13 protein-coding genes are annotated in these 22,646 nt (G+C 71.9%); 11 read left to right on the top strand and 2 right to left on the bottom strand.

The genetic code is table 11. The annotated features are described in order from the left end of the window. The first annotated feature begins 15 nt into the window (after positions 1-15). From ACWCSV_RS11165 to ligD, 6 genes are all read left to right on the top strand, one after another. Complete coding sequence (locus tag ACWCSV_RS11165; RefSeq protein WP_451140782.1) at positions 16-990, top strand: alpha/beta hydrolase; 975 nt, start codon at positions 16-18, stop codon at positions 988-990. Positions 991-1,032: 42 nt separating this feature from the next. After that, positions 1,033-1,755 carry an alpha/beta fold hydrolase gene (locus ACWCSV_RS11160; RefSeq protein WP_451140780.1) on the top strand — a complete coding sequence of 241 codons (723 nt, stop codon included), beginning with the start codon at positions 1,033-1,035 and terminating at the stop codon, positions 1,753-1,755. A 565-nt stretch (positions 1,756-2,320) separates the two neighbouring features. Next, entirely contained in the window at positions 2,321-4,579 is a 2,259-nt protein-coding gene (locus ACWCSV_RS11155; RefSeq protein ID WP_451140778.1) for an ATP-binding protein, read from the top strand. Positions 4,580-4,794: 215 nt separating this feature from the next. After that, positions 4,795-6,192 (top strand): histidine-type phosphatase, encoded by a 1,398-nt coding sequence (locus ACWCSV_RS11150; protein WP_451140776.1) that lies wholly within the window; start codon positions 4,795-4,797, stop codon positions 6,190-6,192. A gap of 177 nt (positions 6,193-6,369) precedes the next feature. Further along, complete coding sequence (gene ku, locus ACWCSV_RS11145) at positions 6,370-7,332, top strand: non-homologous end joining protein Ku (RefSeq protein WP_451140775.1); 963 nt, start codon at positions 6,370-6,372, stop codon at positions 7,330-7,332. Positions 7,333-7,344: 12 nt separating this feature from the next. Beyond that, positions 7,345-8,301, top strand: coding sequence for a non-homologous end-joining DNA ligase (gene ligD / locus ACWCSV_RS11140; protein WP_451140773.1), 957 nt, complete (start codon positions 7,345-7,347; stop codon positions 8,299-8,301). 27 nt (positions 8,302-8,328) lie between these two features. Here the strand turns inward: ligD and ACWCSV_RS11135 are convergent, their stop codons facing one another. Then, positions 8,329-9,222: a helix-turn-helix transcriptional regulator gene (locus ACWCSV_RS11135; protein WP_451140771.1), complete on the bottom strand. Its 894-nt coding sequence runs from the start codon at positions 9,220-9,222 to the stop codon at positions 8,329-8,331. Between the two features lie 814 nt (positions 9,223-10,036). On the opposite strand from ACWCSV_RS11135, the gene ACWCSV_RS11130 reads away from it, so the two are divergent. From ACWCSV_RS11130 to ACWCSV_RS11110, 5 genes are all read left to right on the top strand, one after another. Continuing rightward, the gene (locus tag ACWCSV_RS11130) at positions 10,037-11,071 is read left to right on the top strand and encodes a zinc-binding dehydrogenase (RefSeq protein WP_451140769.1); all 1,035 of its coding nucleotides are present in this window, start codon (positions 10,037-10,039) and stop codon (positions 11,069-11,071) included. Between the two features lie 50 nt (positions 11,072-11,121). Beyond that, complete coding sequence (locus tag ACWCSV_RS11125; protein ID WP_451140767.1) at positions 11,122-11,973, top strand: aldo/keto reductase; 852 nt, start codon at positions 11,122-11,124, stop codon at positions 11,971-11,973. A gap of 124 nt (positions 11,974-12,097) precedes the next feature. Beyond that, entirely contained in the window at positions 12,098-13,072 is a 975-nt protein-coding gene (locus ACWCSV_RS11120; protein WP_451140765.1) for an aldo/keto reductase, read from the top strand. A gap of 449 nt (positions 13,073-13,521) precedes the next feature. After that, entirely contained in the window at positions 13,522-16,818 is a 3,297-nt protein-coding gene (locus ACWCSV_RS11115; protein ID WP_451140832.1) for a right-handed parallel beta-helix repeat-containing protein, read from the top strand. 217 nt (positions 16,819-17,035) lie between these two features. Beyond that, a complete protein-coding gene (locus ACWCSV_RS11110) occupies positions 17,036-18,274 on the top strand; it encodes a S8 family serine peptidase (RefSeq protein ID WP_451140763.1) in 1,239 nt (412 codons plus the stop codon). 232 nt (positions 18,275-18,506) lie between these two features. On the opposite strand, the gene eccCa is transcribed toward ACWCSV_RS11110, so the two are convergent. Then, on the bottom strand, positions 18,507-22,454 hold the full coding sequence (eccCa, locus tag ACWCSV_RS11105) for a type VII secretion protein EccCa (protein ID WP_451140830.1): 3,948 nt from the start codon (positions 22,452-22,454) through the stop codon (positions 18,507-18,509). Between the last annotated feature and the right edge of the window lie 192 nt (positions 22,455-22,646).

Here is a 22,646-nt window from a genome sequence, read left to right as displayed (position 1 = left end):
GACAGGAGACGAGCCATGTCCGAGATCCCCGCCGCGCCGACCGCCCCCGTGCTGGAGCCGGCCGCCGCCGCGTTCGCCGAGGCGACCGCGAACCCGCCGTACCTCTTCGAGCTCGCCCCGGCCGAGGGCCGCAAGGCGGTGGACGAGGTGCAGTCGGGCGACATCGAGAAGCCTGAGATCACCGAGGAGTGGATCACCGTCGAGGGCGGTCCCACCGGATCCGTCAGGGCACGCATCGTCAAGCCCGCCGGGGCCACCGGCACGCTTCCGGTCGTCCTCTACATCCACGGCGCGGGCTGGGTGTTCGGCAACGCGCACACCCACGACCGGCTCGTCCGCGAGCTCGCGACCGGCGCGGGCGCGGCCGTCGTCTTCCCGGAGTACGACCTCTCCCCCGAGCACCGCTACCCGGTCGCGATCGAGCAGAACTACGCGGTCGCCCGCTGGGTGGTCACCGAGGGTGCCGGCAAGGGTCTGGACGGCGGCCGCATCGCAGTGGCCGGCGACTCGGTGGGCGGCAACATGACCGCCGCCCTCACCCTCATGGCCAAGGAGCGGGGCGACGTACCGCTGGTCCAGCAGGTGCTGTTCTACCCCGTCACCGACGCGTCCTTCGACACCGCGTCGTACCACCAGTTCGCCGAGGGGTACTTCCTCCGCCGCGACGGCATGCAGTGGTTCTGGGACCAGTACACGACCGACCCGGCCCAGCGCGCCGAGATCACCGCCTCGCCGCTGCGCGCCACCACGGAGCAGCTCACCGGGCTGCCGCCGGCTCTGGTCATCACCGGTGAGGCCGATGTGCTGCGCGACGAGGGCGAGGCCTACGCCAACAAGCTGCGCGAAGCCGGTGTCGCCGTCACCGCGGTCCGCTACCAGGGCATCATCCACGACTTCGTGATGCTCGACGCGCTGCGCGGAACGCACGCGGCCGGGGCGGCCATCGAGCAGGCGATCGGCACGCTCCGCGCCGCTCTGCACGCCGCCTGATTTCCTCGTTCACGGAACCACGAAGATCCAAGGAGTTCTCCCATGTCATCGTCCGACAGTCCGACGATCGTCCTGGTGCACGGCGCCTTCGCCGATGCCTCCAGCTTCGCCCGGCTCATCCCGGTGCTGACGGACCGTGGCCTCGGCGTCGTCGCCCCCGCGGTGCCCAACCGGAGCCTGATCGGTGACGCCGCCTACGTCGCCTCCGTGGTGCGGTCGATCGCCGGTCCGGTGATCCTGGTCGGCCACTCGTACGGCGGGGCGGTCATCACCGTCGCGGGCGAGGAGGAGAACGTGAAGGGCCTGGTCTATCTGGCCGGGTACGCGCTCCAGGAGGGCGAGAGCCTGGGTGAGCTGCAGGGCCGCTTCCCGGACTCCGACCTCGCCTCCGCGCTCGTGTACACCCCCTTCCCGGTCGAGGGCTCGGACGAGCCGGGCACCGACGTATCGGTGGCGCCGGAGAGCTTCCCGGCCGTCTTCGCCCACGACATCGACCCCGGACTCGCGAAGATTCTCGCGGTCTCCCAGCGCCCCCTGGCCGCCCAGGCGTTCGCCGAGGCGGCTCCCGTCGCCGCGTGGAAGACGAAGCCCTCCTGGGGTCTGGTGGCCTCCGCCGACCACACCATCAACCCTGAGGTGGAGCGTTACGGTTACCGGCGCGCGGGCATGTCGACCGTGGAGGTCGACTCCTCGCACCTGGTGATGCTCTCCCACCCCGAGGACGTCGCCGACCTCATCGAGAAGGCCGTCCTGTCGGTCGGCTGACGCCGCGGGCCCCGCCCCGCCCGCTGTCCTCGCATGCCCGCGAAGGACGGCACTACGGATCCCGTCCGGTCACCGCGCCCGGACGGGATCCTTGTGCGTCCGGGCGCGGTGGCCGCACGTTCGTCCTCCTCGTTCCGCAGCAGCGGCAGCACGGAGGGCGCGCGGCCGACCCATCGGGGCGGAGTGCCGCCGCCTCTCCCGAATCAGCGGCGACATCGGGACCACGGCGATGACGGCGAGTCGGCTTTCCACTCGGGGGCCGGACTTTCCTGCTTTCCGGGGCAGTCGCTCCAGATATCCGGCGATCAGCCCGCTGCCGGGCTCGGCCCGGTCGAACGCCGTGGCGGTGACGGCCCGCACGTCCCGTCCAGCACCCCGGGAAGCCCGCCGCGGCAGACGGAACGCCGCGAAGGAGGCCTTCGCCGGGGCGGAGGAACTTCGTCGCCGGAAGACGGCGACCGCACGACGACAGTGTCGGCAGGGGACCGCCACTCGTCCGTCCGGCTCCGGTCTGTAGGCTCGAGAGACCTGAAGCGACAGTCCGGAAGGCGAGAAAAGGGTGCAGGTGGGGAGGCCGGAACTGGGTACGCTGCTGCGCAAGTTGCGGCACGGCGCGGGTCTTACGCTGGAAGAGCTGTCCGAACTCTCGGGTGTGAGTGCCCGGGCGATCGGTGACATGGAGCGCGGTCGCAGCCGGAGTCCGCAGGCACGCACGGTCCAAGCGCTCTCCGACGGCCTGCGGCTCGGCGAGGACGACGCCTCGGCGTTGAAGGCCGCGGCCCGTGCGGGACGCCGCCTCTTCCCGGAGCCACCCGCCACCCGCCTGTGCGGACTGCCTCCGTCCGTACCCGACTTCGTCGGCCGCACGGAGGAGAGCGCCTGGCTCGCCGGGGCCGCCGGCTCCGATCCGCGGGTGTCGATCGTGTCGGGGGCGCCGGGGCTGGGGAAGACGGCGCTGGTCGTGCGCACCGCCGCGCTCGTCGCCGACCGCCACCCGGACGGATGCTTCTTCTTCGACCTGCGCGGGCTCGATCCCGAACCGGTCGAACCCGATCAGGTCGTGCGGCGTCTGCTGCGCGCTCTGGAGGTACGCGAGGAGGCCGTGCCCGCCGACGCCGAGGACCGGTTGAGCCTCTACCACGATCTTCTGCGTGAGCGAAGGGTCCTGATCGTCCTCGACAACGCCGCCCATGAGCGTCAGGTCCGCCCGCTGCTGCCGGGACCGGGTCCCGCCGAGGTGTGGATCGCCTGCCGCCGCGCTCTCACGGGGATCGAGCACGCCCGAAGGCTGCCGCTCCAGCCGCTGCCCGCGGGTGCCGCCGCCGACATGCTCGCCGTGATCGTCGCCGGCCGGACGGACGGCACGGACGCGTCCGGCGACCAGGACACGCTGCGCGAGATCGCCGACCGGTGCGGCCACCTGCCGCTCGCCCTGCGCATCGCCGGGAACCGGCTCCTCACCCGGCCCCGCTGGACCACCCGCGACCTGGCGAACCGGCTGGCAGCCGAGGACCTGCGACTGCAACGCCTGAGCGCGGGCGACCTCCACGTCCGGTCGGCGTTCACCCTGTCGTACGAGCAGCTCACTTCGCCGCTGCGGATTCTGTTCCGCCGCCTGTCGCTGGTGCCCGGCCCCGACTTCGGCCCCGCGGTGGGCGCCGTACTCACCGGGCTGCCCCCGCATCGGACCGAGGAGATGATCGACGAGCTCATCGAACTGGGACTGCTCGTCCCCACCACGGGTGACCGGGCCGGATTCCACGACCTGATCCGGCTCTACGCCCGGCAGCGTCTCATGGAGGACGAGAGCGCCGCGGCCGGCCGGGATGCGGAGGACCGTCTGCGGACGTGGCTGCTGACCACCGCCCGTGCCGCCGGCGATTGGTTCGAACCCGGGCACGTACCGGTCGCGACCGTCGAGGGCGACCTCATCGTTTTCGACGACCAGGCGGCCGCCCAGCGCTGGCTGACCGCGGAGGACCAGAACTGGTTCCGCTCGTACCAGCAGGCCGCGCAGGCCGGGGACCACGCCACCGTGGTGGCCGTGGCCGAGGCCATGCACTGGTACTCCGACCGCTGCGTGCCCTGGGGCCACTGGCACGAGGTGTTCGCGCTCTCGCACGCGGCCGCCCACGCGCTCCACGACGTCCGGGAGGAAGCCGTGCACCTCAACTATCTGGCGTGGGCCCAGCGCGCTTGTCTGGGCGATTTCGCCACGTCCGAGGCCATGGCCCTGCGCGCCGAGGTCCTGGCCCGGCGGGCGGACGACCCGGCGCAGCGCGGCTGGGCGCTGCTCTACGCGGCGGCGGCCACCACCGACCAGGGCCGGCACGAGCAGGCGCTGTCCCGCTACCGGACCGCGGACGCCTTCTTCCGCGAATCCGGCGAGCGGGAGGGGCGCTCCCAGGCCCTGATCTGCATCGCGACCGTCCTGTCCAAGCTGCAACGGCACGAGGAGGCCGTGGAGCGGCTGGAGAGTCTGCTGTCCCTGCTCACCGATGCGCAGTGGGCTCCCGCTCCGCACATCGCCGACTTCTCCCGGATGAACGCGCTGCGCTGGCTCGGCATATCCCGCGCGGCGCTCGGCGACCGGCAACGGGCCGTCGCCGCTTACCGGTCGGCGCTGGAGATGGCGCCGAGGGTCGGCATCCCCTATCTGAAGGGGCTGGTCCTGCACCAGCTGGGTGCGGTCCTCGCCGAGCACGCCGACCACGGCGCGGCACGTGTCGTCCTCGAGGAGGCGCGGGACATCTTCGAGCGTGCCGGGAACCAGGTGAAGGTGAGCCTGGTGGACTCGATGCTGGCCTCGGCGCACGCCGGCTGACGGTCGGTGGGACACGCCCCTAGGGCCGGAGAGCCTGATGGGGGGTACCTCGCAGAGCCGGTCACCGCCCCGTTCGGGCCGCACCGGAAGACGACTGTTCACCCGCACAGCACCACACGCACAGGCAGCGGACGGCCGGCGTTCGGCTCGGCTTGTGAACCTGCGTCGCGTCGCACCCGCCCGGTCGGCAGTCCCGAAACACCCGAGGAACCCCTGTGAAGCGCACGCTCTCCTCCATGGCCGCCCTGGTCCTGGCCGCCGCGGTGGTCACCGCCGCCGGCGGTTCCGCCTCCGCGCACGCCCCGGCCCGGGCCCTCGGTTCCGTTCAGCACTTCTCCACGACGAAGACGCCGTACGCCCCTCAGCAGGACCCGCGTGACTACGAGGCGGTCCCCGCGTCGTTCACCCCGGTGTTCACGGAGAGCGTCTCCCGTCACGGGTCCCGTGCCATGTCCGACAGCGAGGACGGCGACGCGGTGCTCGCGGTGCTGCGGGACGCGGAGGGCGAGGGCGGACTGACCCGGCTCGGCGCCCGGCTCGGCCCGCAGGTCGAGTCGCTGCTCGCGGCCGCCTCGTCCGTGGGTTACGGGCAGCTGTCCGGCCGCGGCGTCCAGGAGCAGCGGCAGACCGCGCAGCGCATGGAGCGGCGTCTGCCCTCCCTCTTCCGCCGTATCGTCGCCGGGCAGGAGCCCGTCGAGGTCAAGACCTCCGGGGTGGCCCGGGCGACGGCCAGCGCCAACGCCTTCACCGGCGGTCTCACCGCCGCCGATCCGAGGCTGACGAGCCTCGTCCAGGCGCCCGTGACCGACAAGGACCTGCTGTACTTCCACAAGCAGCCGCAGAACGCCGACTACCAGGAGTACGTGGAGAGCGACCCGGATCTGGCGGCGGTGCTCGCGCGGATCGGCGGTGCTCCGGACACCGCGCGGAACGCGAAGGACGTGGTGGCGCGCCTGTTCACGTCCCGGTACGCCGCCGCCCTGACCGCCGAGGACCGGGTCGCCTTCGCGCGCTCGCTGTACGAGCTGTACGCCGCCGCGCCCGACCTGCGGGTGGAGGCCCCGGACGTGGACCTCGACCCGTTCGTGCCCGCCCGGAACGCCGAATGGTTCTCCTACCTCGACGACGCCGAGGAGTTCTACGAGAAGGGCCCGTCGTTCAGCGGGCGCACCATCACCTACGGCATGGCGAACGTGCTGCTCGACGACCTGTTCGACCAGGTCGAGGCGAAGGCCGCGGGCACCAGCGCGAAGGGGGCCGTGCTCCGCTTCACGCACGCCGAGGAGATCATGCCGCTCGCGGTCCTGCTGGGGCTGCCCGGAAGCACCAGGTCCGCGGACCTGGACGAGCCGTACACGTACAAGAACAACGCGTGGCGCGGCGCGCAGGTCGCGCCGATGGGCGCGAACGTGCAGTGGGACCTGTTCGCCGGGCCGCAGCGTGCCGGGAAGAGCGGGAAGGACGGCAAGAAGACTTCGGGCGGCACGCGTTACCTGGTCCGGATGCTCTACAACGAGAAGGAGACGGCCTTCAAGGCGTCCTGCGAGCCGGTCTCCCGGGGCAGTCACTTCTACGACCTGGACGAGCTGAAGAGCTGCTTCGGCCGGAGCTGACATCCGCGCTCCCCCGGATGCGCGGGAGTGTTCCGCGCGCGAGGATCGGACCGGAGGGCGTGTCCGGGGCGGAAGTCCGCCGGACGGGCCCGGAGGGGCGCGCGCACGCCGCCCCTCCGCCGACCGATACCCGTCCCGTTCGCCCTCGACCGGGGGCGGGGCGCCTGGAGGTAGTCGATGCCGCGACCCCTGTGGACCGGTGCCATCAGCTTCGGGCTGGTGACCATCCCGATCAAAGTGGTGTCCGCGACCGAGGATCACTCCATTCACTTCCGGCAGGTGCACCTGGAGGACATGGGCCGTGTCCGCACCCGCAAGGTGTGCGAGGTGGACGGCGAGGAGGTGCCCCAGGACGAGATCGCGAAGGGGTACGAGGTCGCCAAGGACCACACCGTGCCGGTGACCGACGAGGAGCTGGGCGGGATGCCGCTCCCGACCGCCAAGGCGATCGAGATCGTCGCGTTCGTCGACGCGGGCACCATCGACCCGGTCCGGATCGGCGATTCGTACTTCCTGGCGGCCGACGGCGAGGTGGCGAACAAGCCGTACACCTTGCTGCGGAAGGCGCTGGAGCGCTCGGACAAGGCCGCCGTCGCCAAGTTCGCCTGGCACAACCGCGAACGTCTGGGGCTGCTGCGGGTGCGGGAAGGGGCGATCGTGCTGCACTCGATGCGGTGGCCCGACGAGATCCGCAGTCCCGAGGAGCTGGCCCCGAAGGCGGTGGAGCTGGACGACGGTGAGGTCGACCGGGCCGTGGAGCTCACCGAGACCATGGCGCTCGACTCCATCGACGGGTTCCGGGACGAGTACCGCACCGCGCTGGAGGCGCTGATCGCGGCGAAGGCGGAGGGCCGGGAGCCGGCCGCGCCCGCCGGGGAGGACGAACGGGAGCCCGGCAAGGTGGTGGACCTGATGGCCGCCCTCAACGCCTCGGTCAAGGCCGCGCAGGAGGGCCGGGGCGAGCACGAGGGTGAGGCCACCGTCCACGAGATGCCGGCCGGCGGCCGGGGCCGGAAGAAGAGCACGGCGAAGCGGACCACTGCGAAGAAGGGCACCGCCCAGCAGTCCTCCGCGGCGAGGAAGACCGCGAAGAAGGCCCCCGCCCGCAAGGCGCCGGCGCGGAAGCGCAGCGCGTCCTGAGGCGCCGTTCCGATGGACCTCCCCCGGATCGCCCCGATGCTCGCCACTCCCGGCCGGCTCCCGCCCGCCGCGGTGGACGAGCGGTGGGCCTACGAGGTCAAGTACGACGGGCAGCGCGCGGTGGCCTATCTGCCCGGCGACGGGTCCGTGCTGATGCGTTCGCGGTCCGGCGCGGACATCACCGCCGCCTACCCGGACCTCGCGCCCCTCGGCGTGGCGCTGGGGGACACGGCCGCGGTCCTGGACGGTGAGATCGTCGCGTTCGACGACTCGGGCCGGAGCGATTTCGAACGCCTGCAGTCGCGCATGGGTCTGGCGGGCACCCCGTCGAAGGCGGCCAGGATGGCCCGTACCGTCCCGGCGCACCTGGTCCTCTTCGACGTGCTGTTCCTCGGCACCGGGCCGCTGACCCGGCTTCCCTACACCGAGCGCCGGGCCGCCCTCGAGGCACTCGGCCTGACCGGGACGCACTGGTCCACTCCCGCATTCATCGCGGGCCACGGCGAGCGGGCCCTGGAGGCGACCCGGACCGCCGGGCTGGAGGGTCTGATCGCCAAGAGGCTGGACTCCGGTTACGAACCGGGGGCCCGCTCGCACGCGTGGATCAAGATCCGTCACGTCCGGACCGCCGATGTCGTCGTCGGCGGCTGGCTGCCCGGTCACGGCCGGCTGAGCGAGCTGCCGGGCGCCCTCCTGCTGGGTGAGCGGCAGGGCGGCGAACTGCGGCACATCGGGAACGTCGGCACCGGATGGAGCGACGGCGAACGGCGGACGCTCGCCGGACTCCTGCACGCCGCGGCGAGTGCCGACTGCCCGTTCAGCCCGCGCCCGGAGGTCCCGGGCGCGCGGTGGGTGCTGCCCCGCCTGGTCGGCGAGGTGGCCTACGCGACCCGCACCCGCGCCGGGCTGCTGCGGCAGCCGTCCTGGCACCGGCTGCGCCCCGACCTGGCCCCGGACGACCTCGCCTGAGCCGGTGGTCCTCCCCCGGAGGGGGGGTCAGTCGGTCGTCACGCTCTCGCGGTGCACGGGGTCCGCCGGGGCGGTGAGGTCGAGCAGGAGCATGGCGTCGTGGTCGGGGGTGCCGGGTTCGGCGGTGTAGACGCCGAGGCGCTGGCCGGGGGTCCCCTCCAGATTCATGCTCTGACTGCTGAGGGTGAGGACGCCGACCTTCGGGTGGTGGACGGTCTTCTGGATCCTCTTCCTGCCGATGACCTCGTAGCGCTCCCACAGCTTCGCGAAGTCGGGGCTCTTGAGGAGGAGCTCACCGACGAGGCCGGCGAGGTCGGGGGCGTCGGGGTTGAGGCCGGCTTCGGTGCGCAGGCGCGCGACGCAGCCGCGGACCTGGATGTCCCAGTCGGGGAACAGTTCGCGGGCCACGGGGTGGAGGAAGAGGTAGCGGGCGAGGTTGCGCCGGGTGACCGGCCAGTCGTCGATGCCCGCGTACAGGGCCAGTCCGGCGGGGTTCCAGGCGAGCAGGTCCATGCTGCGGCTGACGATGTAGGCGGGGTTCGGCCGCATGGTGTCGAGCAGCAGCTTCAGGTGGGGGCGGACGGTCCGGCTGGGCGGGGGCGGCGGCTCGGGCGCGAAACGGGAGGCCCGGACGGCGAGCTCGCGCAGGTGGTGGTGTTCGTCGTCGTCGAGCTGGAGGGCGCGGGCGAGGGCGTCGACGACGCCGGGACCGGGCCGGGTCTCCTTGCCCCGCTCCAGGCGGGTGTAGTAGTCGATGCTGACTCCGGCGAGCGTGGCCAGTTCCTCGCGGCGCAGGCCGGGGGTGCGGCGGACGCCGTACCCGGGGGTGAGGCCCACGGACTGGGGGCTGGTCTGGGTACGGCGGGCGCGCAGGAAACGCGCCAGCTCGTCACCGACGGTGTGCCGCTGCTCGGGTGCCATGTGTCCAGTGTCGCAACACCGCCGCCGGGCCGGTACGCGCGAGAGGGGCCCTGTCGTACCCCCCTCTGGCCACCCCCCGGCAGAAGCCGGTCTGCCTGCCGGGCGGGCGAGCCGCCAGGGTGGACGGTGTCACCGCCTCACCCGTCATGATCGGGAGCATCTCCCGTGTCCGTCTTCCCTCGTCCTCGTCCTGCCCTCCGTGCGGTGCGCCCGCCCGACCGGCGCGACGCGCCTGCGCCGAAGCCTCCTTCCAGCGATCCAGACTGAACCGGAGGTCGCCAAAGGGAAAGAAATGCCCATGAAATACATCGAACCGCGTGACCTGAGTACTTCCAGGAGCGACCTGGCTGCCATGGGGATGTCGCGCGGCTGCACCGGCTGCGGGACCGACGAGGCGGAGTCGGTGCGGACCCCGCGTCGCGCGGTGGAACGGGGCGTCACGCTGATCGACACCGCCGGGATCTCCGGCCCCCACGTCACAACTCCTCGGCCGGGCGTTCAGGGGCCACCCCGACCAGGTGATGCCGGCGGCGAAAAAATCCGGCCTGGCCTCGCACACCGGGGAAGGCCCCGGGCATCCGGACCGCAGCCCGGCGAACATCCGCAGGGCCGTCGAGGGCTCGCCGAAGCGGCTGGGCACCGACTGCATGGACCTCTGCCGCCGGCCCGATCGAGGAGACGGCCGGAGCGGTGGGCGAGCTGATCGCCGAGGGGACGGGCCGCGCGTCCGGCCTGTCCGAGGCCGGGCCGGACCACCGATACGAACACCCGCCGCCGTACGACTGGCGGCCCTCAGGAAACAGGAGCAACTCTCATGCGTGCAGCAGTGATGTACGGCGCCGGCGACGTCCGGATGGAGAACCGTCCCGACCCCGAGGTGCGGCAGCCCTCGGACGCCGTCGTCCGGGTCGTGCTGTCGTGCGTGTGCGGCAGCGACCTGTGGCCGTACAAGTCGATGCCCGCGACCGGTACGGGCCGCCCGATGGGGCACGAGTTCCTCGGCGTGGTGGAGGAGACCGGCTCGGACGTCTCCGGTGTCAAGGCCGGTGACCTGGTGGTCGCTCCGTTCACGTACTGCGACAACACCTGCGATTTCTGCCGCAAGGGCCTGCACTCCTCGTGCCGCAGCGGCGGCCGGTACGGTCTCGACGGCGTGGACGGCGGCCAGGGCGAGGCGGTACGCGTCCCCCTGGCCGACGGCACGCTGGTCAAGCTCCCGGTCGGTGCGGACTCGGCGCTGCTGCCGTCGCTGCTGGCACTGTCGGACGTCATGGGCACCGGCCACCACGGTGCGGTGACCGCCGGCGTGGGCCGCGGCGACCGGGTCCTGGTGATCGGCGACGGCGCGGTGGGCCTCTGTGCGGTCATCGCCGCCAAGCGCCTGGGCGCCGAACGGATCGTCCTCATGGGCCGCCACACCGCCCGTACCGACCTCGGCCGGGCGTTCGGCGCCACCGACGTCGTCGCCGAACGCGGCGACGAAGGCATCACCCGCGTCCGCGACCTGACCGGCGGCCACGGTGTCGACAAGGTGATCGAGGCGGTCGGCGCCCGCCAGGCCCTCGACGCCGCGTTCGGCGCGGTCGTCGACGGCGGCACCATCAGCCGTCTCGGTGTCCCGCAGTACGAGGAGGGCCCCGTCGGCCCGTCGATGATCATGCGCAACATCACCCTCACCGGAGGTGTCTCACCGGCCCGCGCCTACATCGAGGAGCTGATGCCCGACGTCCTGGACGGAGTCATCGAGCCGGGGCGCGTCTTCGACCGGTCCTTCACTCTCGACCAAACCCCTGACGCGTACCGGGCGATGACAGACCGCCGCGTCCTCAAGGCCCTCATCACCCTGTGACCCCCCGGATCGCCCTTCGATCCCCCGTACGAACGACAAGGAAGAACCCCATGCAGCACGTCACCCTCAACAACGGCGTCCGGATGCCGGTCCTCGGCTTCGGCGTCTACCAGATCCCGGCCGACCAGACCGAGCGGGCCGTCTCGGAAGCCCTCGCGGCCGGTTACCGGTTGCTCGACACCGCGGCCGCGTACGGCAACGAGGAGGCCGTCGGCCGCGCCATCAAGGCCAGCGGCATCCCGCGTGAGGAACTGTTCGTCACCACCAAGCTGTGGGTCCAGGACGCGCCCGCCGAGGAGAACACCCGGCGCGCCTTCGAGACCTCGCTGCGCAAGCTGGGCCTCGACCACCTCGACCTCTATCTGATGCACCAGCCCTTCGGGGACGTGTACGGCCAGTGGCGGGCCATGGAAGCGCTGAACCGCGAGGGCCTGGCCAAGGCGATCGGCGTCGCCAACTTCTACCCCGACCGGCTTCTTGACCTCATCTTCAACAACGAGATCACGCCTGCGGTCAACCAGATCGAGACCCACGTCTTCTTCCAGCGCACCGCCGACCACGACCTCATGCGCGAGCACGGTGTCCAGCACCAGTCCTGGGGCGGCTTCGCCGAGGGGAAGAACGGACTGTTCACCAACCCCGCCCTGAGCGCGATCGGCGAGGCGCACGGCAAGTCCGTGGCGCAGGTCGCGCTGCGCTGGCTGATCCAGCGCGGCATCGTCACCATCCCCAAGTCGGTCAACCCCGACCGGATGGCGCAGAACTTCGACGTCTTCGACTTCGAGCTGACCGACGACCAGATGGCCGCCGTCGCCTCCCTCGACACCGGCGAGACGCTCTTCTTCGACCACCACGACCCCGAGATGGCCGCCTGGCTCAGCAAGCGCCGGCTGGACGGCTGACCGGGCGGGCGGGCCCCGGCAGCACAGCGCCCCGGGCACCTTGCCCCGGAGAGAAGGAGCATGATCAGGTGCAGCTGGTCATCACCCCGGGGCGCCGGAACCCACATGCAGAGAAAGAGGAACCATGAAGCACATCAAGCTGGGTGACCTGGAGGTCTCCCGCATCGGTCTGGGCGCGATGGGCATGTCCCACGGCTACACGGGCGCCGGGACGGACGACGCCGAGTCCATCCGCACGGTGCACCGCGCCCTGGATCTCGGCGTCACCTTCATCGACACCGCCGAGGTCTACGGCCCCTTCGTCAACGAGGAGCTCATCGGCCGGGCCCTCAAGGGGCACCGGGACCAGGTCGTGCTCGCGACGAAGTTCGGTCTGATCTCCCACACCGGACGCGAGGGCGGGGCGGACAGCAGCCCGGCCAGCATCCGCACGGCTGTGGAGGGCTCCCTCAAGCGCCTCGGCACCGACCACATCGACCTGTACTACCAGCACCGCGTCGACCCCGGCACTCCGATCGAGGAAACCGTCGGGACCCTGGCCGAACTGGTCGGCGAGGGCAAGATCCGCTACATCGGCCTGTCCGAGGCCGGACCCGACACCATCCGGCGCGCGCACGCCGTCCACCCGGTCACCGCCCTGCAGTCCGAGTACTCGCTGTTCACCCGGGACCCCGAGGCCCGCGTGCTGCCGGTCCTGCGCGAGCTGAACATCGGCTTCGTCCCCTTCTCCCCCCTGGGGCGCGGCTTCCTGACCGGTGCGATCCGCTCCACCGACCAGTTCGCACCGGACGACTTCCGTGCGGACAATCCGCGGTTCGCCGAGGAGAACTTCCAGCACAACCTGCGTCTGGCCGACGAGGTCGCAGCCGTCGCCGCCGAGATCGGTGCCACCCCGGCCCAGGTCGCCCTCGCCTGGCTGCTGGCCCAGGGCGACGACATCGCGCCCATCCCCGGCACCCGTCGCGTGGCCCGGGTCGAGGAGAACTCCGCCGCTGACGCCCTGACACTGACCGCCGGACAGCTCGACCAGCTCAGCAGCCTCCCGCCGGCGGCCGGAGACACCCACAACGACGCCCAGATGCGCATGATGGAGCGCTGACCGGCACCCGCCCCGGTACGACCGACGCGGGGCGGGGCGGGCGGGAAGCGTCCCCGCGGCGTCCGTTCCGCGCGCCGGCCCGGCGGGGGGGTGAAGCTCCGACACCTCGTCCGGTCCGGTGCGGGGCCTCGCCCCGCCCCGCGCCGGAAGCCCGTGTCGGGGCGGCCACCCGGTCGGCAGCCGCCGGCATGCGCCGGGTTGCCGACCGGGAAGTTCATGTGCGGGAAACCTGAGGCGCGCGGCCGTGTGCCCGCCGGCTGACGTGCCAGGCCGCGGCGGACGCAACTCCGTTGGCAGCGAGCCTTCTTCATGTCCACAAACCCTGATCGCGGTGTGAAGTATCCGCTGTTCGCGGCATGATTGGGGGGCCAGGGCCGGGCAGCGTACGCGGGGAGTCATCCGCGGCGGTGCCGAACTGAGGAGGATCCCGCGTGTCACGCCAGGTACTGATGGTCTGCCCCGACGGAACCGAGGGGTTCCGGACCGTCACGGAGGCGCTGGCGGAGGCCCGTAGCGGGGCCGTCATCAGTGTCCGGCCCGGGACGTACGAGGAGAGCCTGACGATCACCACCCGGGTGACGATCGTCGCCGAACAGGCCCGTGGCACCGTGGAGATACGCCCGCGGCGCGGCAGCGCGATCTCGCTGAAGGCCGACGCGGTGATGCTCACGGATCTCGTACTGCGCTCCCGCGACGAGGAGTTGCCGGCCGTCGACGCCGTGCGGGGGCAGGTGGCCATGGACGGCTGCGACGTGACCGGCGCCGCCTGGACCGCTGTACTCGCCCGCGGGAACGGCTCGTTGGCCATGCGTGACTGCCGGGTCAGCAACCCGGGCGGGGCCGGTGTGGTGGTGACCTCCGCCGTGGACAGCTCCGTGGAGTCGTGCACGCTGGAGCACCTGGGCACCTCCGGCATCGTGATCGGCGATCGGGGGCGGGTCACCGTACGCGGTTGCACCATCCGCGACGCGCGGGGAAACGGCGTCCTCGCCAACGGCGAGGCACAGGGGTCGGTGGAGGAGTGCGACATCTCCTCCACCGACAAGCCGTCGATCGCGCTGGAGGGCCGGTCGACCACCCAGGTGCTGCGCACCGTGGTGCACGACACCGCGATCGGTGTCCACCTGACCAGTGAGTCTCGCACCCTGCTGGAGGAGGTCCGGGTCACCACCACCACCGGCCCCGGTTTCGTGCTGTCGCACGGGAGCGATCCGCTGCTCCGGCGCTGCCGGACCTCCCGTACCCACGGCAACGGCATCCTCGTCACGGACCGTTCCCGCGGCACTTTCGAGGATTGCTGGCTCGACTCCGCGCAGGCTCCGGCGCTGCGCGTGGCCGGCTCCGCCTCGCCCACACTGACCTCGCTGACCGTGCGCGACTGCGAGGGTACGGGCGTGCTGCTGGAGGAGGAGTCGACCGCGGAGCTGGACCGGCTGGAGGTGCTCGACGCGGCGGGCGCGGGCATACACGTCCGGTCCGGCGCGAATCCTCTGCTGCGCCGGGCCCGGGTGGGGCGCTCGGGCGGCCACGGCATCGAGGTGGACAAGGACGGCAGGGGACGCCTGGAGGACTGCGAGGTGGACCGCGCGGGCGGATCCGGTATCCACGTCTCCACGGAAGGCAACGTCTACATCGGCGGCGGGTCCGTGACCGCGGCGGACGCGGCCGGGCTCACCGTGGGCCCGCGCGGCAGCGCGACCGTACGCGACTGCGAGATCCGTACGCCAGGCTCCGACGGGGTCGCCGTGGACGCGGAGGGCGAACTGACCGCGACCCGGATCAGAGTGGTCGAGGCCGCCGAGCACGGTCTCGTCGTGCGCGAGGGCGGGCGCGCGTCCCTGAACGCCTGCGAGTTCTCCGCCAGTGCGAAGGACGGCGTGCGGGTCGAGTCGGGATCACCCGTCTCCCTGGTCAACTGCACGGTCCGGGAGAACCGGGGTGGCGGGCTGGTGCAGTCGAAGGCGGGCGACCGGCTCGCCGTCGAGGGGCTGACGAGTACCGACAACGCCCAGCGTGACGCCTGGGGGCACGGGGACGTCGAAGGCACCGACCCCGCGGGGTCGGCGTCCGTGGACACCGCCAGGGAAGACGGGCCGCTGCTGGCGCTGGACGCGCTGATCGGCCTGCAGAACGTGAAGCAGCAGGTCCGCACGCTCGTCAACCTCAACCAGCTGGCCCAGCGACGCGCGCAGTTGGGCATGTCCGCTCCCCCGATGAGCCGTCATCTGGTCTTCGCCGGACCTCCTGGAACGGGCAAGACCACGGTCGCGCGGCTGTACGGCACGATCCTCGCCGAGCTGGGGGTACTGCGCTCCGGCCACCTGGTGGAGGTGTCCCGGGCCGATTTGGTGGCGCAGGTGATCGGCGGTACCGCGATCAAGACCACCGAGACGTTCAACCGGGCCCTGGGGGGTGTGCTGTTCATCGACGAGGCGTACACGCTGACCAGCGACAGCAGGGGTTCGGGGGCGGACTTCGGGCGGGAGGCGGTGGACACCCTGCTCAAGCTCATGGAGGACCACCGGGACGACGTGGTGGTGGTGGCCGCCGGCTACTCCGAGGAGATGGATTCGTTCCTCGGCTCCAACCCCGGTCTGGCGTCGCGCTTCTCGCGGACCGTCGAGTTCGAGAACTACACCGTCCCCGAACTGGTCGCGATCATGGAGAGCATGTGTCTCCAGCACCAGTACGCGCTGGCGGAGGAGACGAGGAAAGCCCTCGCGCTCCGCTTCGAGCGCATGCCGAGGGACGCCTCGTTCGGCAACGGCCGTGCGGCACGGCAGGTGTTCGAGGAAATGATCGACCGTCAGGCTCTGCGCCTGTCCTCGCAGACGGAGGTCGGCGCCGAAGACCTCACGCTGCTGCTTCCGCAGGACGTGGGCGACGACGTGGTGGAGTCCGCAGGGTCCGACGGCGCGCCCTCCACCGACGACGCGTTGACCCGGCTGGGCGACATGGTCGGACTGCCGGCGGTGAAGCGGGACGTCACCGACATGGTGAATCTGCTCTCCACGGCACGCCAGCGCGAGGCCGCCGGCCTGCCGGTACCGCGCATCAGCCACCATCTCGTCTTCACCGGCCCTCCGGGCACCGGCAAGACCACGGTTGCCCGGCTGTACGGAGAGCTCCTGGTGTCGCTCGGTGTACTGCCGCGGGGACAACTCATCGAGGTGTCGCGGGCCGAGCTGGTGGGCAGGTACGTCGGCCATACGGCCCAGTTGACCCGCGAGGTCTTCGAACGGGCCCTGGGAGGTGTGCTGTTCATCGACGAGGCGTACACCCTGACCCCGGAGAACTCCGGATCGGGGAACGACTTCGGGCGGGAGGCGGTGGACACCCTGCTCAAGCTCATGGAGGACCACCGGGACAGGATCGTGGTGATCGTCGCCGGCTACACCCGGGAGATGGAGGGGTTCCTCGCGTCCAACCCGGGTCTGACGTCCCGTTTTTCACGGCGGGTGGAGTTCGCGGACTACACCTCCGACGAGCTGGTCACCATCGTCCGGCAGCACGCGGCCGAGAGCGGCTACGAGTGCGGGCCGGGCACAGGGTCGCTTCTGCGCGCCCACTTCGACGGGCAGCCGCGCGACCGGTCCTTCGGCAACGCGCGACTCGCCCGGCAGGTGCTGGAGGGAATGATCACCAGGCAGGCGGGGCGCCTGAGTTCACTGGCCGCCCCCACTCTCGACGACCTCCGCCTGCTGCTGCCCGAGGACGTCACGGTCCGCGCCTCGGGCGTGGTGTGAGGGGCGGGAGACGTTCCCGTGCCTGTCCCGGAGCCGGAAAAACGCTCCATCGGACATGTTGCCGGGCAACGGATCCAGGTCGTCGATCCGGCCGACAAGGCCGCCGTGTGTGCGGCGTCGTTGTGTTGTCCGGGCAGCCGAAAACGCGTCATGACAGAGGAGTTGGGCGTCCGGTCCGGTGGACCGGACGCCGGACCTCCGGGGTGTCCCGCATAGGATGCGCGTCATGCGTCGCCGCCGCCTGCCACGTCCTCTCCTGACTCCGCTCGCCGCCTTCCTCGTCGTGCTGCCGGCGACCCCGGCCGTCGCGGACGGGACGGGTTCCGGGACGACCGTCGCACTGCCCGTGCTGAGTTCCGTGCTGGACGAGAACCAGGCGTGCCGGAAGTCCTCCCCGGCGCGGGCGACGGCCGTCCCCTGGGAACAACAGAGCCTGCAGCTCTCCCGTACCTGGCGTTTCGCCTCGGGTTCCGGCGTGACGGTCGCGGTGGTGGACACCGGTGTGTCGGTGAAAGCGCCCTCGCTGAAGGGCCGCGTCACGGCCGCGGGCGCGGCGGGCGCGGACTGCGTGGGACACGGCACGTTCGTCGCCGGTCTGGTCGCAGCGGCAGCCTCGGAGGGGATCGGATTCGCCGGAGTGGCCCGGGAGACACGGGTCCTCGGCGTGCGCGGTACGGACGTCCGGGGCACGGCGACCGCCGCGACAGTGGCTTCCGGCATCCGTACCGCGGTCGCGCGGGGCGCTGACGTCGTCTCGGTTTCGGCCGCGCTGCCGTCGGGCTCGGCCGCTCTCACCTCTGCCGTGCGGGAGGCCGCGGCGCACGACGTACTGGTCGTGGCGGCGGCGGTACCGGACGCGCCGACCGGCTCCGGGGCATCGGGGACGGCGGCTCCCGCTCCCCGGGATTTCTGGCCCGCCGCGCAGGACGGGGTGCTGTCGGTGCTGGACGTCGCCGTCGACGGCAAGCGTCCCACCGGCTCGTACGAGACGGGTTCGGCGGACCTGGCCGCTCCCGGAGACGGAGTGGTCGGGATCGGGCCGGAGGGATCGGGCCACTACATCGGTTCGGGCGCCTCCCTCGCGGCCGGTTTCGCGGCCGGTGCCGCCGCGCTGGTGCGATCGGTGCACCCTGAGCTGAGCGCGGAGCGGACCGCGAGGCGGCTGACGGACACGGCCTACCCGGACGTGGTGCCGCGGCTGGACCCGTACGCGGCCGTGACCGGCGTCGCGGAAGCGTCCGACGCCGCGGGGGCCCCGGCAGCCGAACGGCCCGGCCCGGCTCTCCGGCTGCCGGAGGACGCGGGGGCCGGGCCGACGGGGCGTGCGGTGCTGATCGCCTCGGTCGCTGCGGCTGTCGTCCTGCTGGTCGCGTGGGCCGCGGTCGTGGTGCCCCGGGGCCGGGCGCGGGGGTGGCGAGGACCCGGTGACAAGGCCCGGGCGGCCTCCGGGGACTGAGCGGACCGACCGGCGGGCTTCCGGTGCGGCGGGGGCGCCGAGCGTACGGGACGCCGTGACGGGAGGACCGTGGGCGGGGAGCCCGAGGACGCGGTACGGGGCGCCCGGACCGCTCCACCGGCCGGTCCGGCGTCTCGCCTCCGCACCTCCGCCCGCCCTCCGAAGGGCCCTCCGGGGCAGGCCCCGACGGAGGGCCCGGTGGAGAGACCGGGTGTCCCGTCGTCGACCGCCCCTACTCCGCTCCCCCGTCTCCGGGGGCCTCGCTCGCGAGGGCCGTCTGGATCAGCGTCGCCTTGCGGCGGGCGATGTACTGGGCCCGCCCCGCCGGAAGGTTCTTCGGTTTGATGGTGCCGAAGACGTAGCCCTCGGACGGCGGGCAGGACATCAGGAGTCCCGGTGTGTTCACCTCGTCCAGCCTTCGCAGCAACTGGTCGTTGAGTCCTCTTCCCGCCCCGGTCGCCGAGCGGGCGACGATGAGGTGCAGGCCGACCTCGTGGCCGAGCGCCAAGTGGTCGAAGAGCGGTGCGAAAGGGTGGTCGAAGGCGGTTCCCGCGCCGACCATGTCGTAGTCGTCGACCAGCACGAACAGGCGTGGTCCCGACCACCAGTCGGCCAGCCTCATCCGTGCGGGGGTGATGTCCTGCCCGGGCAGGCGGGTGGCCAGTGCCTTCGCGGAACCACCGACCAGTTCCTTCAGCGCTTCCACCGCGACGGCGTGGCCGAGGCGGTACTCCGCGGGAACCGCGTCCACCAGCTCGCGGCGGTAGTCGACCACCAGGATGCGGGCCTCCGTCGGGGAGAACCGCGCGGTGATCGCCGCGGCGGCGAGGCGCAGCAGGTTCGTCTTCCCGCTCTCCGTGTCGCCGACCGCGACGAGGTGCGGGGTGCGGCTGAAGTCGTGCCAGACGGTGGACAGGGTCTCCTCGTCCTGGCCGAGGGCGAACCGCAGCCGTCCCTCGTCGAGTTCGGGGGCCGGGAGGTCCGTGGCGGGCAGCCGGTGCGGCAGCATCCGTACCCGCGGGGCGACCGGTCCCGTCCACGCCCGCGCGACGCGTTCCACGAGGGCTTCCACTCCCTCGGTGAGGTCCTCGGCCCCCTCGCTGCCGTCGATGCGGGGCAGTGCGGTGAGGAAGTGCAGTTTGGAGTCGACGGTGAGGCCCCGGCCCGGTTGCTGCCGGGGCACTCCGGCGGCCTTGCGGATGTCCACCACGGAGTCCATGGTGTCGCCGAGCCGCAGCTCCAGTCGGGTGGCGGCCTGGTCGCGGACCTGGGCGGTGAGTTCGACCCAGCGGGCGGTGGTGACGATCAGGTGGATTCCGTAGTTCAGACCGCCGGTCGCGATCTGGTTGAACGTGGGCAGCAGGTGGTCGAAGTTCTGCCGTACGGACGACCAGCCGTCGACGACGAGGAAGACGTCACCGTGCTCCTCACCGGCGAACTCCCCGCCGGCGCGCCTGCGACGGTAGGTGGCCATGGAGTCGATGTTGTGGTCGAGGAAGAACTGTTCGCGGTGGTTGAACACGGCGGTCACCTCGGCCACCGTGCGGCTGATGCGCTCGCTGTCCAGCCGTGCGGCGACGCCGCCGACGTGCGGGAGGCCGGAGAGCGCCGAGAGCGAGCCTCCACCGAAGTCGAGGCAGTAGAACTGGACTTCTGCGGGTGTGTGGGTGAGTGCCAGTGAGGCGATGAGGGTGCGCAGCACGGTCGACTTCCCGCTCTGCGAACCGCCGGCGATGGCGACGTGGCCGCCGCCCGCCGACAGGTCGACCACCAGCGGGTCGCGGCGCTGGTCGAACGGCTTGTCCACCAGGCCCACGGGGACCCTGAGCCTGCCGGCACCCGGCCAACGGGAGGCGACGAGCCCCCGGCCGGATTCCTCGGCGAGGCCGGGCAGCAGACCGTCCAGGGTCGGGGACAGCCCGAGCGGCGGGAGCCAGACCTCGTGCGCGGGCGGTCCCGAGTCGCGCAGCCGGTCCAGGGCGGCCGAGAGCAGCGTCTCCTGGTTCTCCGCCTCCTCCTCGGGCGTCATGGGCGCGGGCGCGGGTGCGGGGGTGCGGGGGACCACCCAGCCGGCGGACCACGGCACGATCTGGCTCGCCACCTGCGCCTGGGCGACCGCGCCCCGGCGCTGGCGGTAGGGGCCGGAGACGTACGCGGCACGGAAGCGGGTCAGCGCCTCGACGCCGCTTTTGAGGAAGCCGCTGCCCGGCTGGGGCGGCAGCTGGTAGGCGTCCGGCACACCGAGCACGCCCCGGCTCTCCATGGCCGAGAACGTGCGCAGTCCGATGCGGTAGGAGAGGTGGCTCTCCAGCTGGTGCATGCGCCCCTCGTCCAGGCGCTGGGAGGCCAGCAGGAGGTGCACTCCGAGAGACCTGCCGAGCCGGCCGATCATCACGAAGAGGTCCATGAACTCGCGGTGCGAGGCGAGCAGCTCGCTGAACTCGTCGACGACGACGAAGAGACTCGGCAGAGGCGCCAGCGCGGTGCCCTGGGCGCGGGCCTTCTCGTACTCCAGCGCGGAGATGTAGTTTCCTGCGGATCGCAACAGCTCCTGGCGGCGGATGAGTTCGCCGTGCAGGGCGTCCTGCATCCTTTCGACCAGGGCTACTTCGTCCGCGAGGTTGGTGATCAGCGCGGAGGTGTGGGGCAGTTCGTCGAGACCTAGAAACGTCGCTCCGCCCTTGAAGTCGACCAGGACGAAGTTGAGGGTCTCGGAGGAGTTGCTGAGTGCGAGCCCCAGTACGAGGGTGCGCAGGAGTTCGCTCTTGCCGGAGCCCGTGGCGCCGATGAGCATGCCGTGCGGGCCCATGCCGCCCTGTGCGGACTCCTTGATGTCGAGTTCGACGGGTGTGCCGTCCGCGCCCACCGCGATCGGTACGCGCAGCCGCGCGGCGCCGGTGCTGCGCTGCCAGAAGGTGGCCGGATCATGACGGTGCAGATCGGGTATGCCGAGCAGGGTGGTCAGTTGGACGTCGGTGGCGAGCGGCTCCGCCGCGTCCGCCGCGAGGCTCATCCGGTAGGGCGCGAGCATCCTGGCCAGCGACTCCGCGGCCACCGGCCCCATGCTGTCCGGACGGCCGAGGAGGGTGGTCTGCTCCTTGCGGGCACGGTCGGTGCGCACCAGCCGGACGGCATCGGGGGTCACGTCGAGCCGCAGACCGCTGCGGCCGGGCCGCCAGGTGAGCGATCCCGACAGATCGAGGACGACGGCGTTGCGGAAACCCGGCCCGTCGAACCGGTGGCCCGCGGGCACGGTGGCCCCGTCGACCACGATGACGGTGAAGGGCTCCTCCCTGCCGGGCATCGCCTCCGGGTCGAAGGCCGGCCGCTCGGCGAACTCGGCACCCAGCAGGTCCTCGAGGTCGGCGACGGAGGAGGCGATCAGCCGGGCGGGCCCGGCGCCGTCCTGCTCCTGGGGGTGCAGATTGTGGGGCAGCCACTTCGCCCACTCCCACTCCTGGCGGTTCTCGTCATGGACGCAGACCGCGATCCAGAGCTCCTCCGGCGGGTGGAACGTGGCGAGTTGGCAGATGGCGGCCCGCACCATGGACCGGCGGGCCCGGTCGTCGCCGCGCAGCAGCACCCGGGACCAGGTGCGCAGGTACAACGCGATCGGCTGTGCCGGAACCGAGCTGTAGGCACGGACGAAGCGGCGCAGCGCGTGGGCGCAGAGCGGTTCGAGGTCCTCGACCGGCTTGGTGGACAGGGGGGTGAGCCGGAGCGACAGCTGCTGGTCGCCCACCGCCACGCGCACTTCGCCGAAGTCGTCGTCCTTCGTGCGGCGTTCCCACAGGCGGGTGGTGCGCACCATGGAGCGCAGGGTGGCCGGTGCGGGGTGACGCCAGGCCAGGGCGAGCTGCTGCTCGACGACGGTGCGCTGCACCTTGCGGCGGGTCTGGGCGAGGTAGCGCAGGTAGTCCCGGCGTTCGCCGCGCAGCCGCTGCTTGCGGTCGCCGCTCTTGCGCATCACCTGGCCGATCATCATGGCTCCGGACGCCATGACCATCATGCCGAGGGCGAGGTAGGTGAAGACGCCGTTGGATCCGCCGGGCCGGATGAAGATCAGCATCATCGACACGGACATCATCGCCATCGGCAGATACGTCCACACGGCCGAGGTGTCGGGGACGGTCTCCGGGAGCGTCGGCGGCTCCTGGAGGCTGAGCTCGCCCTCCGGCATGTCGGGTCCGCGGCGGCGGGCGGGGCGGCGTATCAGTACGACACTCAACGCACGGGCTCCTTAGGGCACTGCCGGTGGTCGGACCCCCGAAGGCAGCCCGGGCAAGGGGCCGTTCACCGAGTCCGTTCGAGAATCAGTAGTCTGCATCCGATCAACTCACGCGTCCAAACCACCCCCTGCAGTCTGCGTTGA

The organism is Streptomyces sp. NPDC001770 (assembly GCF_053596135.1).
This window is presented reverse-complemented; position numbering and strand designations above follow the sequence as displayed.

Coding starts and splice junctions, on each gene's coding strand:
- ACWCSV_RS11125 (WP_451140767.1), top strand. CDS start 11,122: ATGCAGCACGTCACCCTCAACAACGGCGTCCGGATGCCGGTCCTCGGC.
- eccCa (WP_451140830.1), bottom strand. CDS start 22,454: ATGCCGGAGGGCGAGCTCAGCCTCCAGGAGCCGCCGACGCTCCCGGAG.
- ACWCSV_RS11110 (WP_451140763.1), top strand. CDS start 17,036: ATGCGCGTCATGCGTCGCCGCCGCCTGCCACGTCCTCTCCTGACTCCG.
- ACWCSV_RS11130 (WP_451140769.1), top strand. CDS start 10,037: ATGCGTGCAGCAGTGATGTACGGCGCCGGCGACGTCCGGATGGAGAAC.
- ACWCSV_RS11115 (WP_451140832.1), top strand. CDS start 13,522: ATGGTCTGCCCCGACGGAACCGAGGGGTTCCGGACCGTCACGGAGGCG.
- ACWCSV_RS11165 (WP_451140782.1), top strand. CDS start 16: ATGTCCGAGATCCCCGCCGCGCCGACCGCCCCCGTGCTGGAGCCGGCC.
- ACWCSV_RS11135 (WP_451140771.1), bottom strand. CDS start 9,222: ATGGCACCCGAGCAGCGGCACACCGTCGGTGACGAGCTGGCGCGTTTC.
- ACWCSV_RS11160 (WP_451140780.1), top strand. CDS start 1,033: ATGTCATCGTCCGACAGTCCGACGATCGTCCTGGTGCACGGCGCCTTC.
- ligD (WP_451140773.1), top strand. CDS start 7,345: ATGGACCTCCCCCGGATCGCCCCGATGCTCGCCACTCCCGGCCGGCTC.
- ku (WP_451140775.1), top strand. CDS start 6,370: ATGCCGCGACCCCTGTGGACCGGTGCCATCAGCTTCGGGCTGGTGACC.
- ACWCSV_RS11120 (WP_451140765.1), top strand. CDS start 12,098: ATGAAGCACATCAAGCTGGGTGACCTGGAGGTCTCCCGCATCGGTCTG.